Origin of the sequence: Nocardia jejuensis NBRC 103114, from assembly GCF_001613145.1 — a bacterium.
GTDB classification, from domain to species: Bacteria; Actinomycetota; Actinomycetes; order Mycobacteriales; family Mycobacteriaceae; genus Nocardia; species Nocardia jejuensis.
The window spans coordinates 14,034-28,280 of sequence record NZ_BDBU01000016.1 but is presented as its reverse complement, the minus strand read 5'-3'; the positions used below and the strand labels follow the sequence as shown (position 1 = coordinate 28,280).

Below are 14,247 nucleotides of genomic sequence, written 5' to 3'. Positions count from 1 at the left end.
CGGGACTCGATCCAGGTCATCGAACGCCGCCGAACGGTTCGACCAGGATTCACTTACATTGGCACCATCAGAGCATATTCAGCCAACATCGAGCAAGTCGCGCTATCTGCGATTCACTTATGCCGGTGGATCCGGACCGACCGCAGACGTGCTCGATCCTCGCCGACCTCGATCCTCGCCGACTCCGATCCTCGCCGACCCCGAACTCCCGAGGGCGATGAGGCCCACCCTGATCATCGTCCGGCACCCCGCGTGGCGGGCCCGCACCTTCCCGATCCCCGTGCTGATCGTGTTGCGCGGCGATTCGCGGGTGCGGGGGGACGCGATCAGTCGGCGATCAGCACGCGGCGGAGTTGCTCGAGTTCGGTTTCCGACAGGCCGTTCGACCGGAGCCAGGCGGCTGCTCCACCGTGGTCGGCGTGCAGGTTCTTCAGGAAGCCGAGCATCACCTCCTCGGTGATGGCGAGAATGCCCGTGTTCGCCTGGGGCAAGCCCGCGTACGACGGGAGGGCGTCGAGGCGGTCGCGGACTCGTTGCATGCGCAGGTTGGTGAGTGCGTAGTCGGCGGCGATGTGCTCGGCGGGGACGCCTACCGCGTCCAACAGGACCGCGGCCAGCACGCCGGTGCGGTCTTTGCCCGCCGCGCAGTGGAACAGGACCGAACGGCAGTCGGGGTCGATGATCAGGCGGACCGACTCGACGATGTGCTCACCGCTGCCGGCCAGCAGCAGGCCGTACAGCTCGGTGAGGTCGACGCGGGTCTTGTCGGGGACGAGATCCCTTGCCGCCAGCGAGGACTGGGGCGACTTGCGGATCGGGAGGTTGGCGATGTGCACGGCCGCGCCGGCGATCAGGCCGTAGCCCTCACGCTCGACCTCGTCGGCCAGGCGCAGGTCGATGACCGTGCGCAGGCCGAGAGTGCCGGTGAGGTGGGCGAGGTCGTCGCCGGTGGCCTGCTGCAGCGTGCTGCTGCGGAAGACCACCCCGAATCGGGTGCTGCGGCCGCCCTCGACCGGCAGCCCGCCGAGATCTCGGACATTGTCGATCTCGGCGAACTCGATCCACCGGGGGCCGAGGTCGCAGGAGTCAGTGGGCACGGCCGGCCGCCGCTTCTTCGGCGCGGGTGAGACCGCACAGGCCGATCAGGTCTTCGTGGAGTTCGAACCACACGGTGTGGTAGCTGTCCATGATGGGGCGCGCGACGTAGGTGTGATCACCCTCCCCGATGCGCTCGACGGCGCGGTCCAGGCGGTCGATGTAGCGGACCAGGCGGGGCGCCAGGGCACCGATGCGCGCGATCAGCGGGCGCAGGCTCCGGTGCGTATCGCTCAGGCGGGCAAGCACTCCGGCGTCGTAGTCGGCGTCGGCGTGATCGTTGACGGTGCCCGCGTCCTTCATCTGCCAGTCGGTGATGATGACCTTCAGGTCGGCATTGAAGACGCAGAACTCGTCGTAGGCCGCGATCATGGCGGCGTGATCGACGGTGGCGCGCTCGGCCTCCAGCAGTTCGGCCAGGCGGGGCCTGCCCTCGGGGGTGAGCCGGAAGCCCGCCGGAGTGGAGGCGCTCAGCCCCGCGGTCACCAGATCCGCACAGCACGAAGCGATCTCGGCCGTGTCGGCGAACAGTCCGGCCGCCAGGTTGTCGACATTCACCCGGCCCTTGATGCCGATCAGCCGCAGCACGGCCAGTTCGGTCACGGGTGTCGCCACGGCGGTGGTTCCCTGCTGCTCAGCACTTCCGGGTGCGGCGGCGCGCTCCTCGAGCCGGGCCGCGAGCTGTTCGCTCGACACGCCCGCCCACTGCGCCAGCTGTCGCACGTCGTCGAGGATGATCTGTTCCACCGGTTTGCCGGTGACCTCCCCCGCCAGCACCAGACCCGCGCCACCGTCGACGGTCACGGTCTTCCCGGTCAGGGCGGCCACCACCCCGGGGCCGCAACCGACCACACACGGGCGACCCAGTTCCCGGCTCACCAGCGCGGCATGCGATGTGGTGCCACCCAATTCGGTGACGATGGCGCGCGCGGCGATCATGCCGTGCAGATCGTCGGGACTGGTGGTGGGGCGCACCAGAATGACGTCCTCACCGGCCTCGGCACGGGCCTCGGCCTCGTCCGGATCGGTGACGACGACACCGGATGCCAGTCCGGGACAGGCGGATTCGCCACGCGCGAGGGGCTCCCGCCCGCCGGACTCCCCCGAAGCGGGGCGCAGCACATCGCGCACCTGATCGGCGGTGATCCGGCGCAACGCCTCCTCGGTGTCGATCAGACCCTCGGCGACCATGGCGACGGCGGTGCGCACCGCGGCCCGTGCCGAACGCTTGGCCGAACGGGACTGCAGCATCCAGAGCGTGCCGGATTCGACGGTGAACTCGATGTCCTGCAGATCGCGGCCGTCGCGCTCGAGCAGTTCGGTGGCGGCGATCAGACGCTGGTGCACCGCGGGCTGCGCGGCGGCCAACTCGTCCAGCGGTCGCGGCGTGAGGCGACCGGACACCACGTCCTCGCCCTGCCCGCCGACCAGCCACTCGCCGTACACCGGTCCGTCGCCGGTGTTGGGGTTGCGACTGAAAAGTACTCCGGTGCCGGAGGATTCGTCGAGGTTGCCGAACACCATGGCCTGCACGGTCACCGCGGTGCCCAGGGTGTCGGGCACGCCGCGATTGGCGCGATAGGTCTTGGCGCGGGCGGAGTCCCACGAGCGGAACACCGCTTCGACCGCACCGCGCAGCTGATCCCAGGGATCGGCGGGCACCGCGCCGTCGGCGTCACCGAGCACGGTCTCGCAGTACTGGTGCACGAAACGCTGCCGAGTATCGATGGCGTAGCCGGGATTTCGGGTCTCGTCCGCCAGCGCCCGCTGCACCTCGTCGGTCATGCCGAGATTCAGGACGGTGTCCATCATGCCGGGCATGGAGATCGCGGCGCCCGAGCGCACCGACACCAGCAGCGGTCGATCGGGCGAGCCGAACCGGCGGCCGGTGCCGCGCTCGATCATGGCGACGCCGGCCAGCACCTGCTCCCAGATCTCGGCGGCGATCGAACCCCGCGAGGTGAAGTCGGCCCACGCGTCGGTGGTGATCACGAACGCCGGCGGCACCGGCAGCCCGAGCGCCCGCATATGGTTGATGCTCCACGCCTTGCCGCCGACCTTCTCCCGCGACAGCACGCGGCCGCCGTCGAGTTCGACAACGGTCACGGCGTCGGCCGCCACCTCAGGTCGCTGCGCAAGCTCGGCTCCCGCGGTCATGTCACTCCTTCGATGCGCTGAACAATCCCCATCCCCGCCCCGGCTCGGGTCCATATATCGAGCGTGCCGCGTGATGACCCACACACCCAACCCGCATCCCGATCAGCGGACCGCCGCTCCCGCTCGCGGTCCCGCTCACCGCGCTGGGGCGGCGCGTCACTCCTGGCACGCCCGGTCAGCGGGATGGCACTCGAAATGTGAGCGACAAGGGTGGGGTGGTGCGGCAGGATGGGCGCATGGATCGGCGGCATTCGGCGTCCATCGGCTCGCACACAGTGGGCGCACCGATTTCGACCATTCCGGCCCTGGTGGCGGACCGGGCGCGGCGGTACCCGGACGCCGTGGCCGTTTCCGGGCCGCTGGGGCGCCTGAGCTTCGCCGAACTCGCGATCGAGGTGCAGGCGGCGACCCGTGCGGCCATGGCCTCCGGAATCGAGCCCGGTGACCGGGTTGGCATGTGGGCGCCCAACAGCGTCCGATGGATCGTGAGCGCCCTGGGCATGCTCGGTGCGGGCGCGACCCTGGTGCCGATCAGCACCCGGCTGCGCGGTCCGGAGGTCGCCGAGGTCCTGGCCCGCAGCCGAGCCACCGCGGTCTGCACGGTGCAGACGTTCCTGGGCAACGACTATCCGGCGATGCTCGCCGACTCCGGTCGCGAACTGCCCGCGCTGGAACACCTGATCCTGCTCGACGATTCACTCGGAGAAAGCCCGGCGCAGTGGGACATCAGTTCGTGGGCGGGGTTTCTGGCCCCGGGCACGGTCATCGCACCGGACGACGCCTGGGCGCGCACCGACGGGATCGATCCGGATTCGGTGTGCGACATCCTGTTCACCTCCGGCACCACCGGAGCACCCAAGGGCGTGCTCGCCACCCACCGCCAGACCCTGGAGGTGTTCGCGCAGTGGGCCGACGCGGTCACCCTGCGCCCCCGCGACCGGTACCTGCTGGTGAATCCCTTCTCGCACACCTTCGGATACAAGGCCGGAATCCTGGCCTGCCTGCTGCGCACGGCGACGATGGTGCCGATCGAACGCTTCGATCCGGATGTCGCGCTGCAGCTGATCGAGAACGAGCGGATCACCGTATTGGCCGGTCCCCCAACCCTGTTCACCGACCTGCTCAACGCCGGATACCGCGAATACATGCTGGGGTCGCTGCGGCTGGCGGGCACCGGCGGGGCCACCATTCCCGAGGAGCTGGTGGATCGCATTCGCGAGGACCTGCGGGTGCCCTACGTGTTCACCGCCTACGGGCTGACCGAATCCATCGGCGTGGTGTCGGTCTGCCCGCCCGCCGCGGCCACCGAACTCGTCGCCGGAACGGTCGGAAAGGCATTGCCGGGTACCGAGATCCGCATCATCGATCGCCAGGGGCAACCGGTGATCACCGGGGCGGCGGGCGAGATCACGGTCCGTGGGCCGAACGTCATGCTCGGATACCTCGACGACCCCGCGGCCACCGCCGAAGCCGTCGACGGTGAGGGGTTCCTGCACACCGGCGATGTCGGAACCCTGGACGAGAGCGGCTATCTGCGGATCACCGACAGGTTGAAGGACATGTTCATCGTCGGCGGCTTCAACGCCTATCCGGCCGAGATCGAGCGAATCCTGTTGCAGCACCCCGATATCGAGGATGTCGCCGTGGTCGGCGTTCCCGACGAGCGACTCGGCGAGGTCGGCCGGGCGGTGGTGGTCGCCACCCGCGGCGTCACGGTGGATCCGGCCGCCCTCATCGCGTGGTCAACCACGCGGCTCGCGAGTTACAAGGTGCCCCGGGAGGTGCTGTTCGCCGACAGCCTGCCCCGCAATGCCGGCGGCAAGGTGAACAAGGCTTCGCTGCGAAAGCCGCCCGCCTGAACCATATTCACGACCGATAGCCCCGGGCTGCAGGGGCTCGGGGCTACGGTCGCCGTCCGGAGACCGGGATCGCGGATAGGCGACCGGACGCGGATCCTGGTGGCGGGACTCAGATTTCCTTGCGCATCTGCGAGGTCAGCGGCTTCATGTAGCCCGACCCGAGCAGACGGCGCATGACGTTCATGGCCTTGGCGTCCTTGCCGATCAGGATGAGCGGCTTGTTCTTGCGGATGCCGTCCAGGATGGTCCGGGCGCATTCCTCGGGGGTGGTCTTGGCCAGCCCGTCGAAGTTGGCGGCCAGGGCATCACGATCGCGATTCGCCGAAGCGCGTGCCTTCCAGGCGATCTCGGTCTTGATCATGCCCGGGTGCACGCTCGAGACGCCGACATTGTTCTCCGCGATGATCATCTCCTGGCGCAGCGCGTCGGTGAACGCGTGCATGGCGTACTTCGAGGAGCTGTATCCGCTCTGGCTCGGGCAGGCCACCAGTCCGAACATGCTGGACACATTGGCGATATGGCCGTCACCGGAGGCGATGACGTGCGGCAGGAACGCCTTCGTGCCGTGCGCGGTGCCCCAGAAATTGATGTTGAAGATCCATTCGAAGTCGTCCCAGGCGACGTCCTCGACATTGGCGGTGAGCGAGACACCGGCATTGTTGATCACGATGTTGACCGTGCCGAAATCGGATACGACCTCATCGGCGTGCGCGTACACGGCGGCGCGATCGGACACGTCCAGCTTGTAGGCGCGGGCCTTGGCGCCCTCCTTCTCGCACAGCGCCGCGGTCTCGGCGACGCTGTCGATCGAGCGGCCCGACAGCGCCAGCCGCGCGCCGTTGCGAGCCAGTTCGAGCGCGAGCGCCCGGCCGATGCCCGCGCCGGCACCCGTGATGACGGCGACCTTGCCGTGGAAGTCCTTCATGGCCAATGTCCTTCGAGAAGTCGGTCGTGCTGACGTTGGTCGTGCTATTGAGTGGTGAAGCCGCCGTCGGCGATGAATTCCGAGCCGGTGCTGTAGGAGGAGTCGTCCGAGATGAGGAACAGCACCAGATTGGCGAGTTCCTCGGGGGTGCCGGGGCGCGCGATCGGCTGAGTGGCCGCGATCGAGCTGGAACGTGCGGACGTCGCGACCATCTCGGTGGCGACGATGCCCGGATGTACGGAGTTGACCCGGACGTTGTCGGGCGCGAACTCCTGCGCGGCGGTCTTGCTCATCCCGCGCACCGCCCACTTGGACGCCACGTAACCCAGGATGTTGGAGTAGCCGATCAGGCCGCCGGTCGAGGAGATGTTCACGATCGATCCGATGCCCGCGCGGCGCATGGACCCGATCACGGCCTTCATCCCCAGGAAGACGCCGACCTGGTTGACGTCGATGACCCTGCGGTAGTCCGCTTCCGAGAGCTTCTCGATCGGATCCACGTGCACGATGCCCGCATTGTTGACCAGCCCCGAGACCGGGCCGAACGCGGCCTCGGCGGTGGCGACCACCTCGTTCCACGCGCCCTCGTCGGTGACGTCCAGCGGCAGGAACAGCGCGGATTCGCCGATCTCGGCGGCCAGCGCGGCGCCCTCCTCGAGCAGCACGTCGGTGATGACGACCTTCGAACCCTCGGCGGCGAGCGTGCGGGCGAATGCCGCACCCATGCCGCGCGCGCCACCGGTGACGATGACGTGCTTGGTGTCGACCCGTCCCATCTCAGCGCTCCTGGTTCTGCGCGGTCGCGCGGCGGGAGGCGCGCGTGGGCGCTGCGGTTTCCGGGACGCCGTCGGCAGCCGAAGTCGCCACGGCCGCAGCCGGTTCCAGATCGGCGAGGTGATTGGCGGCGATGTAGCCGAAGGTCATGGCGGGACCGATCGTCGCGCCCGCGCCGGCGTAGTCGTTGCCCATGACCGCGGCGGAGTTGTTGCCCGCCGCGTACAGGCCGCGGATCACCGCGCCCTGCTCGTCCAGGACGCGGGCGTGCTCGTCGGTGACCAGACCGCCCTTGGTGCCCAGGTCGCCGGGCACCATCTCCACCGCGTAGAACGGGCCGCGTTCGAGCGGTGCGAGAGTCGGATTCGGTGTGACGGTCGGATCGCCGTAGTAGCGGTCGTACGCCGAATCCCCGCGCTGGAAGTCCTCGTCCCGGCCGTTCTTCGCGAACACGTTGAAGCGCTCCACGGTCGCGGCCAGCCTGTCCGCCGGAATGCCCAGCTGCGCAGCCAATTCCGCGAGCGTCGCGGCCTGCTTGACGATGCCGGTGTCGTAGTACTTCTGCGGCAGCGGGCGCTTGGGGAAATTGCCGAGGAACAGGTACCGGTCGCGGAAGTTCTGATCGAAGATGAAGTGCGCCGGAATGCTGCCCACGCCCTGGGCGTGCATCTCGTACATCTTGTGCACCACGTTCACATACGGCGCGGACTCGTTGACGAAGCGCTCACCGTTGTCGTTGACCATGATGGCGCCGGGCTGCGAGCGCTCGGCCAGGCAGAAGAACGGCGGCCGGTTCTCGGGGCTGCGCACCGACGGACCCCACCAGGCGTCGTCCATGAGATCGACCGCGCCGCCGACGTTCTGGCCCGCGAGGATGCCCTCACCGACGTTCTCGACCGCGCCCACGGTCCACTCGGTGGACTGCGGACCGGAGAGGTACTGCTTGCGCATCTCCAGGTTGTGCTCGAAACCACCGGCGGCCAGGATCACCCCGCGCCGCGCCTTGATGGTGACCGCACGCCCCTCGTGCTCGACCCGCACGCCGACGACGGCGCCGCCCTCGGTGATCAGCTCGGTCAGCGGGGTGCTCAACCACACCGGAACGCCCGCGTCGCGCAGCGACAGCCACAGCCGCGCGGCCAGCGCCTTGCCCAGGCTCAGCGGCAGCGCGCCCTTGATCATGTTCAACGCGGTCAGCGCACCGACCTTCACGGCGGTCTTCTTGCCCGCCCAGGTGCGCGCGATCATGTTCAGGTCGTGGAAGTCCTTGACCGTGATGGCGATTCCCTTGGGCGCGGACATGGTCGGCTGGTTGATCTTGTGCAGATCACCGCCGAGCAGACGGCCGTCGATCGGCTTGGGCTCGATACTGCGGCCCTGCGCCAGACCGCCCGGGTACTCCGGGTGATAGTCGGAATAGCCGCGATCGTAAGCGAATTCCCAGTGCTTGGAGCGAGCCCCGATGTAGGACATCATCTCCGGGCCCCTGTCCAGGAATGCCCGCTGCTTCTCGTCCGGAACCCGATCGCCGACAACGGCTTTCAGGTAGGTGCGGGCCATTTCCGGGCTGTCCGGCACTCCGGCGGCGTTCAGCACCGGATTGTTCGGGATCCAGATGCCGCCGCCCGAGCGCGCGGTGGACCCGCCGAACAGGCGGCTCTTCTCGATCAGGGTGACCGACAGGCCACGGTAGGCGGCGGTCAGCGCGGCGGTCATCCCCGCGGCGCCGGAACCCACGACAACGACGTCGAATTCGAATTCCATGTGCAGTATCAGTCCTTAGTAGCCGCAACTGGTGAGCATGCCGCCGTCGACGACGAACTCGCCGCCGGTGCAGTAGCTCGAGGCGTCGGACGCCAGGAACAGCGCCACCTCGGAGACCTCGGCGGGCTGACCCCAGCGCGGAATGGGCAGTTCGGAGAAGAAGGTGTTGCCGTCCACACCGCTCGCGCCGGCCACGGACGCGGTCATCGGGGTGGCGATACCGCCGGGATGGATCGAGTTCACCCGGATACCCGAGTGCCCCAATTCCCGAGCGGCGGACTTGGTGAGACCGCGCAGCGCGAACTTGCTCGCGCTGTACGCGGCCAGGCCGGACGCGCCGACGAAGCCCTCGACCGAGGACACGTTGACGATGGAACCGCCGCCGGCCGCGGTCAGGGCGGGCGCGGCGGTCTTGATGCCGAGCCACGAGCCCGTGACGTTGATCGCCATGATGGTGTTGAACTCGTCCAGGCTCATGTCCGCGATCTTCGAGAAGCGCAGGATGCCGGCGTTGTTCACCAGCACATCGAGGCGGCCGAACCGCTCGACGGTCTCGGAAACGGCTGCCTGCCAGTCACTTTCACTGGTGACATCGTGGTGCACGTAGTGGACGGCCGCGCCGAGTTCGGCGGCCAGGGCCTTGCCTTCCTCGTCCAGCACATCACCGAAGACCACTCGCGCGCCCTCGGCGACGAAGCGGCGCACATGCTCCGCGCCCATCCCCCGTGCGCCACCCGTGACCAGGGCGACCTTCCCGTCCAGCTGTCCCACCGATTCCCGTCCTTCCTGAGCCTTGGATTCCGACGCTAAGGGCGATGGGGACCCCCGGCACGATGTGGTCCCGGCCACTGAGACACCTGAATGACCTGAAGGTATGGGTCCTGAACTATTTCGGTTAGGCATAGCGATTCAGGAGCCCCGGATGAAGTTCTCGATGATCTTCGAAGCGCAGATGGCCGACCCCACCGCCGCGCACGAGGCCCAAGTGCTGCGCGAGTGCGTCGAGCAGGCGATCCTCGCCGACCAGGTCGGATTCGACACCGTCTGGGCGGTCGAGCACCACGGGCTCAAGTGGTACGCCCACATGAGCGCGCCGGAGATCTTCCTGACCTGGGTGGCCGCCAAGACCGAGCGGATCCGGATCGGGCACGGCGTGGTGTGCATGCCGTTCCACTTCAACCATCCGGTGCGGGCCGCCGAGCGCGCCGCCATGCTCGACGTGCTCTCCGGCGGCCGGCTGAACCTCGGCGCGGGGCGCGGGGCGACCGCGGTGGAGACCTCGATGTGCGGGGTGGATCCGGCCCGCACCCATCGGGAGGTCGAGGACTCGCTGCGGATGATCGCGGCGGCCTGGCAGGATCCGGAGGGCGAATTCGAGTACCGCGGTGAGCTTCTCGACATCTCGCCGCACCACCTGCTGCCACGCCCGGTCCAGCGGCCCCATCCGCCGCTGTTCATGGCGTGCACCAGGAAGGACACGCTGAAACTGGCCGCCGACTACGGAATCGGCGCGCTGGTCCTGGGTTTCGCCGGCGTCGAGGAGATCGCGGAGCTGCGCGGCATCTACGACGCCGCGATCGCCGAGCGCACCGGGGAACGGTTCGTCTCCACCGTGGTCAACGATCACTTCGCGGCGCTGTGCCCGACCATCGTGCTGGAGGATCGAGAGCGGGCACGGCAGATCGGCGCGCGCGGACAGCGGTTCTTCGCCCAGGCCATCAAGCACTACTACGGCGCGGGGCCGGTACCCGACGAGGCCGTGGAACCCGGCGTCGACCAGGTCGCCAAGATGCGGGAAGCGGCCGAGGAACACGTCGCCTACCTGCACGAAGCCAGGATTCCGGTGAAATCCGGGTCCACCGCCATCTTCAATACCGAGCACGCCTACGGCAACGCCGAGGACGCGATCGCCTACGTCGAGCGGCTGCGGGCCGCCGGGGCCGACGAGATCCTGTGCCTGATCCAGATGGGCACCGTCCCGCAGGACGCGTGCCTGGAGACCATCCGGCAGTGGGGCGAGAAGGTCATCCCGCACTTCCGCGAGAGGTAGTGACGGAGCGAGTCCTCGTGTCGCCACCACCGAAACCAGCACCGACGCAACGACAAATCCATCCCGAAGACAAGGAATCGAAATGGCTGAACTGAACGGCAAAGTCGCCCTGATCACCGGCGCCGCTCGCGGTCAAGGCGCGGCCGAGGCGCGACTGTTCGTCGAACGCGGCGCGAAAGTGATCATCACCGACGTGCTCGAGGCAGAGGGCAAGGAGCTCGCCGAATCACTGGGCGAGGCAGCGATTTTCGTGCGCCACGACGTGACCGACACCGAGAGCTGGGATGCCGCCGTCGCGGCCGGAATCTCGGCCTTCGGCAGGCTGGACGTCCTGGTGAACAATGCCGCCATCTACCTCATGAAGCCGCTCGTGGAGACGAGTTCCGAAGAGCTGGAACGAATCCTGAAGGTCAACCTCCTCGGTGCGTTCAACGGAATCAAGGCGGTGCTGCCCGCCATGACGGCGGCCGGGGGCGGTTCGATCGTGAACATCTCCTCGCAGGCCGGGCTCGAAGGTCTGATGAACCACTCCGCCTACGGCTCGTCCAAGTGGGGTCTGCGTGGCCTGAGCAAGATCGCGGCGCTGGAGCTGGGCCCGTCTCAGATCCGGGTCAACTCGGTGCATCCCGGGCCGATCGCCACCCCGATGGTGCCGTACCTGACCACCGGGCCGGGCAGCTTTCCGACGCTGCCGCTGGAGCGCTCGGGGCTGCCCGAGGAGGTCGCCGAACTGGTCGCGTTCCTGGCCTCCGATGCCGCCGCGTACATCACCGGTGCGGAGGTCACCGTCGACGGCGGACTCGCCGCCGGCAAGTTCATTCCGCGAAACATGCAGTAGGGAAACCAGCGATGCCCCTGTCCCCCGAATGGCGAGACCTCGTGGAGGCCGCGACGGCCGCGTTCCCCGCGCTGGGCACCGAGGTGCTCGACGCCGCCGAAGCCCGCGCGTTCCTGGCCGCACGATCCACACCTGTCATGGAACCGATTCCCGTTGCGGGAGTAGAGGAATGGCTGGTTCCCGGACCGGCGGGAGCGCCGGAAGTGCCGGTGCGGCTCTATCGGCCGCTCGATGCCGAGAGCACGCCCGGGGTGGTGGTGTTCTATCACGGCGGCGGATTCGTGCTGTGCGGCTTGGACAGTCACGACCGGTTCTGCCGGACCATGGCGAACGAGGCCGGGGTGATCGTGGTGTCGGTGGACTACCGCCGGGCGCCCGAGGCCCGGTTCCCCGCCGCCGCACAGGACGCGTACGCGGTGCTGCGCTGGGTCGCGGACAATGCCGAATCCCTCGGGGGTGATCCGGATCGGATCGCGGTCGCCGGTGACAGCGCGGGCGGCAACCTCGCCACCGTCGCCGCGCTCCACGCGCGCGACAACGGCGGACCGGACATCGTGTTCCAGCTGCTCATGTATCCGATGCTGGATCCGGCCTGCGACAGCGCCTCGTACACCGAGAACGCCGAGGGCTACTTCACGACCGCCACCCACCTGCGCTGGTACTGGCGGCAGTATCTGAGCACCGGAGCCGATGCGACGGACCCCTACGCGAATCCGACCGTCGCCGATCTCACCGGGCTGCCGCCCGCGCACATCGCCACCGCGGAGTTCGATCCGCTGCGCGACGAGGCCGAGGAGTACGGTCGCCGCCTGCGCGAGGCGGGCATCGAGGTCGAGATGCACCGCTGGGACGGGACCGTGCACGGGTTCATGTCCATGGCGTTCCATCTGCGAGAAACGCAGCGCGCCAACGCCTCCGCGTTCACCGCGCTGCGACGCGCGCTCACCCGCACGGTCACCGAGGTGCCGTGATCGCGCGGCGGGGCGCCGTTCATCCACGAGTCGACTGTTTCTCAGCGCGGTCCCAGCCGAAAGACACTCGCGCGTAGTTGATCACCGTCTACCATCGCGGCTGTTGGATGATCGTCTAAACAACGGGGTTTCACTTGTCGTTCGCACGTACCGCCGCATTCGCCGCCGCCGTCACCGCCGCGGGCTGTTCCGTGGCCGCCGCCGGGCCCGCCGACGCGGCGGCCCAGTACTACGGCAATATCGCGGTCTCCCGGCTCAAGAACACCGCGGTCGTCACGACCGACCAGACCAGCAAGGTCAAGGCCGACGCCGCCGCGATCCGCGACTGCGCCAATTACGACTGCGAGATCGTGCTGAACTTCGCCGACGGCTGCGGGGCCATCGCGCGGGGCGCGGACGGGCGCTGGGGTTGGGCCGCGGGCGGTTCGCTCGCGGACGCCGAGCAGGCGGCGGTCGCCGGGCTCGGCGAGAGTGCGCCCGCCTTCCCCGATCTCGGCAGTTCGACCCCGCGGGCGGCCGCCGTCGTCGCATCGGGGTGCACGAAAAACGTTCAGTAGGAGGGCGGTTCATGCCGTAGTGCCGGGTGAGCGATCGGCGTCGCCGGTCGATCACCCGTATCGCGAGCCGACCGCCCGCGGCACGAGGACGCCGGAGTCTCGGAGCCGGTGCGCGATCGCGCTCACCCCCACGCGTAGGCGGTCCGGGGAGCGAGCCCGCTCCAGGGTTTCGGCTCAGTGCGGGTAGCGGGCCTCGTAGGCCGCCCGCTCGGCCGCGCGACGCGAGGCTCGCTGCGGATTCTCCAAATCCTGTGGGAGACCGTGCTTCGCGAGCCGGTGGGCGCGATTCATCGGCATATAGGCGACGATGTAGAACAGCGCCAGCAGCACCGCGAGCAGAATCATCGCGCCGCGAATCCAGAGTTCGCCGGGGAACAGCAGAAACAGGGCGAAGATCGGAATCAGCGGAAACAGCCCGCGTACGAGATGCCGTGGGAACGCGAAGGTTCCGGTGAGATCGTTACGGACCCACTGCTGCATGGAATCCGGCAGCCGGCGACCGCAGGCGTAGCCGACCCACTGGATCGGATTCGGGCGTTTCATGCGGGCGATCCCTTCTCGGCGGCAGCGGGAGCGGGACGCCGAGCTGCCTGATTGACGCGGTTGAGCACATCGCGCAATTCCTCCAGATCGGCCAGGCTCACACCCAGCCGCTCCACCACCGCGGGCGGAATCCGCTCGGCCTGCGAGCGCAACTCCCGGCCCTGCGCGGTCAGGTCGACGACGAGATTGCGCTCGTCCTGCACGTCCCTTCGCCGCGTGATGAGCCCCGCCGCCTCCAACCGTTTGAGCAGCGGCGACAGCGTCGGCGAATCGAGCTGAATGGCCTCCCCGATGTCCTTCACCGACATCGGCGCCTCGCCCCACAGCGCCAGCATCACCAGATACTGCGGATGCGTCAGCCCCATCGGCTCCAGCAGCGGCCGATACACCGCCAGCACCGCCCGATTGGCCACCGCCAGCGCGAAACACACCTGCCGATCCAGCCGCAGCGGATCCTCGACACTCGCTTCCACGACCGACCTCCTCGATCACCATCTGTTAGGGCAATAATAGTTAATGCACTAACTGTTGGCACGCGATCGGAGAGTGAGGGACGTCACCGTCGGACCAGCGCCCGCGACAGCGCACCGTGCGGTCCGACGACTCCGGGGCGATGTGGTCGGCGTCGCGTAGCCACCGGGCAGCCCGGCCCTCGCGCAGCTCACGGTGATGCCGGACGCGCCGCATGGACAGCTGCCGCACGACACGATTGGC

Annotated in this window: 13 protein-coding genes; 5 read left to right on the top strand and 8 right to left on the bottom strand. The window is 68.4% G+C overall.

Translation table 11 applies throughout. The features are described 5' to 3' along the window. Positions 1 to 326 precede the first annotated feature (326 nt). Both NJ1_RS12200 and NJ1_RS12195 read right to left on the bottom strand, forming a co-directional pair. A complete protein-coding gene (locus tag NJ1_RS12200; RefSeq protein ID WP_067692121.1) occupies positions 327 to 1,097 on the bottom strand; it encodes a tyrosine-protein phosphatase in 771 nt (256 codons plus the stop codon). After that, positions 1,087 to 3,252, bottom strand: coding sequence for a pyruvate, phosphate dikinase (locus NJ1_RS12195; RefSeq protein WP_067692118.1), 2,166 nt, complete (start codon positions 3,250 to 3,252; stop codon positions 1,087 to 1,089). The genes NJ1_RS12200 and NJ1_RS12195 overlap by 11 nt, the downstream gene beginning before the upstream one ends. Before the next feature lie 197 nt (positions 3,253 to 3,449). Between NJ1_RS12195 and NJ1_RS12190 the strand changes: the two genes are divergently transcribed. After that, positions 3,450 to 5,111 (top strand): FadD3 family acyl-CoA ligase, encoded by a 1,662-nt coding sequence (locus NJ1_RS12190; RefSeq protein ID WP_245717347.1) that lies wholly within the window; start codon positions 3,450 to 3,452, stop codon positions 5,109 to 5,111. Positions 5,112 to 5,220: 109 nt separating this feature from the next. Here the strand turns inward: NJ1_RS12190 and NJ1_RS12185 are convergent, their stop codons facing one another. From NJ1_RS12185 to NJ1_RS12170, 4 genes are read right to left on the bottom strand one after another with little or no spacing between them, the layout of a single operon-like run. Then, on the bottom strand, positions 5,221 to 6,036 hold the full coding sequence (locus NJ1_RS12185) for an SDR family NAD(P)-dependent oxidoreductase (protein WP_067692116.1): 816 nt from the start codon (positions 6,034 to 6,036) through the stop codon (positions 5,221 to 5,223). Positions 6,037 to 6,080: 44 nt separating this feature from the next. Beyond that, positions 6,081 to 6,812 carry a glucose 1-dehydrogenase gene (locus NJ1_RS12180; protein WP_067692112.1) on the bottom strand — a complete coding sequence of 244 codons (732 nt, stop codon included), beginning with the start codon at positions 6,810 to 6,812 and terminating at the stop codon, positions 6,081 to 6,083. Position 6,813: 1 nt separating this feature from the next. Beyond that, positions 6,814 to 8,574 carry a 3-oxosteroid 1-dehydrogenase gene (kstD, locus tag NJ1_RS12175; protein WP_067692109.1) on the bottom strand — a complete coding sequence of 587 codons (1,761 nt, stop codon included), beginning with the start codon at positions 8,572 to 8,574 and terminating at the stop codon, positions 6,814 to 6,816. Positions 8,575 to 8,589: 15 nt separating this feature from the next. Beyond that, entirely contained in the window at positions 8,590 to 9,345 is a 756-nt protein-coding gene (locus NJ1_RS12170; RefSeq protein WP_067692106.1) for a glucose 1-dehydrogenase, read from the bottom strand. A gap of 151 nt (positions 9,346 to 9,496) precedes the next feature. On the opposite strand from NJ1_RS12170, the gene NJ1_RS12165 reads away from it, so the two are divergent. From NJ1_RS12165 to NJ1_RS12150, 4 genes are all read left to right on the top strand, one after another. Then, positions 9,497 to 10,624, top strand: coding sequence for an LLM class flavin-dependent oxidoreductase (locus NJ1_RS12165; protein WP_067692103.1), 1,128 nt, complete (start codon positions 9,497 to 9,499; stop codon positions 10,622 to 10,624). Between the two features lie 82 nt (positions 10,625 to 10,706). After that, a complete protein-coding gene (locus tag NJ1_RS12160; protein ID WP_067692100.1) occupies positions 10,707 to 11,462 on the top strand; it encodes an SDR family NAD(P)-dependent oxidoreductase in 756 nt (251 codons plus the stop codon). Positions 11,463 to 11,473: 11 nt separating this feature from the next. Further along, positions 11,474 to 12,433: a LipP1 family hormone-sensitive lipase gene (gene lipP1, locus NJ1_RS12155; protein WP_067692097.1), complete on the top strand. Its 960-nt coding sequence runs from the start codon at positions 11,474 to 11,476 to the stop codon at positions 12,431 to 12,433. A gap of 134 nt (positions 12,434 to 12,567) precedes the next feature. Further along, on the top strand, positions 12,568 to 12,990 hold the full coding sequence (locus tag NJ1_RS12150; protein ID WP_067692094.1) for a DUF4189 domain-containing protein: 423 nt from the start codon (positions 12,568 to 12,570) through the stop codon (positions 12,988 to 12,990). A 174-nt stretch (positions 12,991 to 13,164) separates the two neighbouring features. Here the strand turns inward: NJ1_RS12150 and NJ1_RS12145 are convergent, their stop codons facing one another. Together NJ1_RS12145 and NJ1_RS12140 are read right to left on the bottom strand one after the other, a co-directional pair. Continuing rightward, entirely contained in the window at positions 13,165 to 13,533 is a 369-nt protein-coding gene (locus NJ1_RS12145) for a DUF5313 family protein (protein ID WP_174557072.1), read from the bottom strand. Continuing rightward, complete coding sequence (locus NJ1_RS12140) at positions 13,530 to 14,006, bottom strand: MarR family winged helix-turn-helix transcriptional regulator (protein WP_067692091.1); 477 nt, start codon at positions 14,004 to 14,006, stop codon at positions 13,530 to 13,532. The genes NJ1_RS12145 and NJ1_RS12140 overlap by 4 nt, the downstream gene beginning before the upstream one ends. Between the last annotated feature and the right edge of the window lie 241 nt (positions 14,007 to 14,247).

What these genes read in the sequence shown, in the direction of transcription:
- NJ1_RS12195 (WP_067692118.1), bottom strand. Translation starts at nt 3,252, where the DNA reads ATGACCGCGGGAGCCGAGCTTGCGCAGCGACCTGAGGTGGCGGCCGAC.
- NJ1_RS12185 (WP_067692116.1), bottom strand. Translation starts at nt 6,036, where the DNA reads ATGAAGGACTTCCACGGCAAGGTCGCCGTCATCACGGGTGCCGGCGCG.
- NJ1_RS12180 (WP_067692112.1), bottom strand. Translation starts at nt 6,812, where the DNA reads ATGGGACGGGTCGACACCAAGCACGTCATCGTCACCGGTGGCGCGCGC.
- kstD (WP_067692109.1), bottom strand. Translation starts at nt 8,574, where the DNA reads ATGGAATTCGAATTCGACGTCGTTGTCGTGGGTTCCGGCGCCGCGGGG.
- NJ1_RS12165 (WP_067692103.1), top strand. Translation starts at nt 9,497, where the DNA reads ATGAAGTTCTCGATGATCTTCGAAGCGCAGATGGCCGACCCCACCGCC.
- NJ1_RS12160 (WP_067692100.1), top strand. Translation starts at nt 10,707, where the DNA reads ATGGCTGAACTGAACGGCAAAGTCGCCCTGATCACCGGCGCCGCTCGC.
- lipP1 (WP_067692097.1), top strand. Translation starts at nt 11,474, where the DNA reads ATGCCCCTGTCCCCCGAATGGCGAGACCTCGTGGAGGCCGCGACGGCC.
- NJ1_RS12145 (WP_174557072.1), bottom strand. Translation starts at nt 13,533, where the DNA reads ATGAAACGCCCGAATCCGATCCAGTGGGTCGGCTACGCCTGCGGTCGC.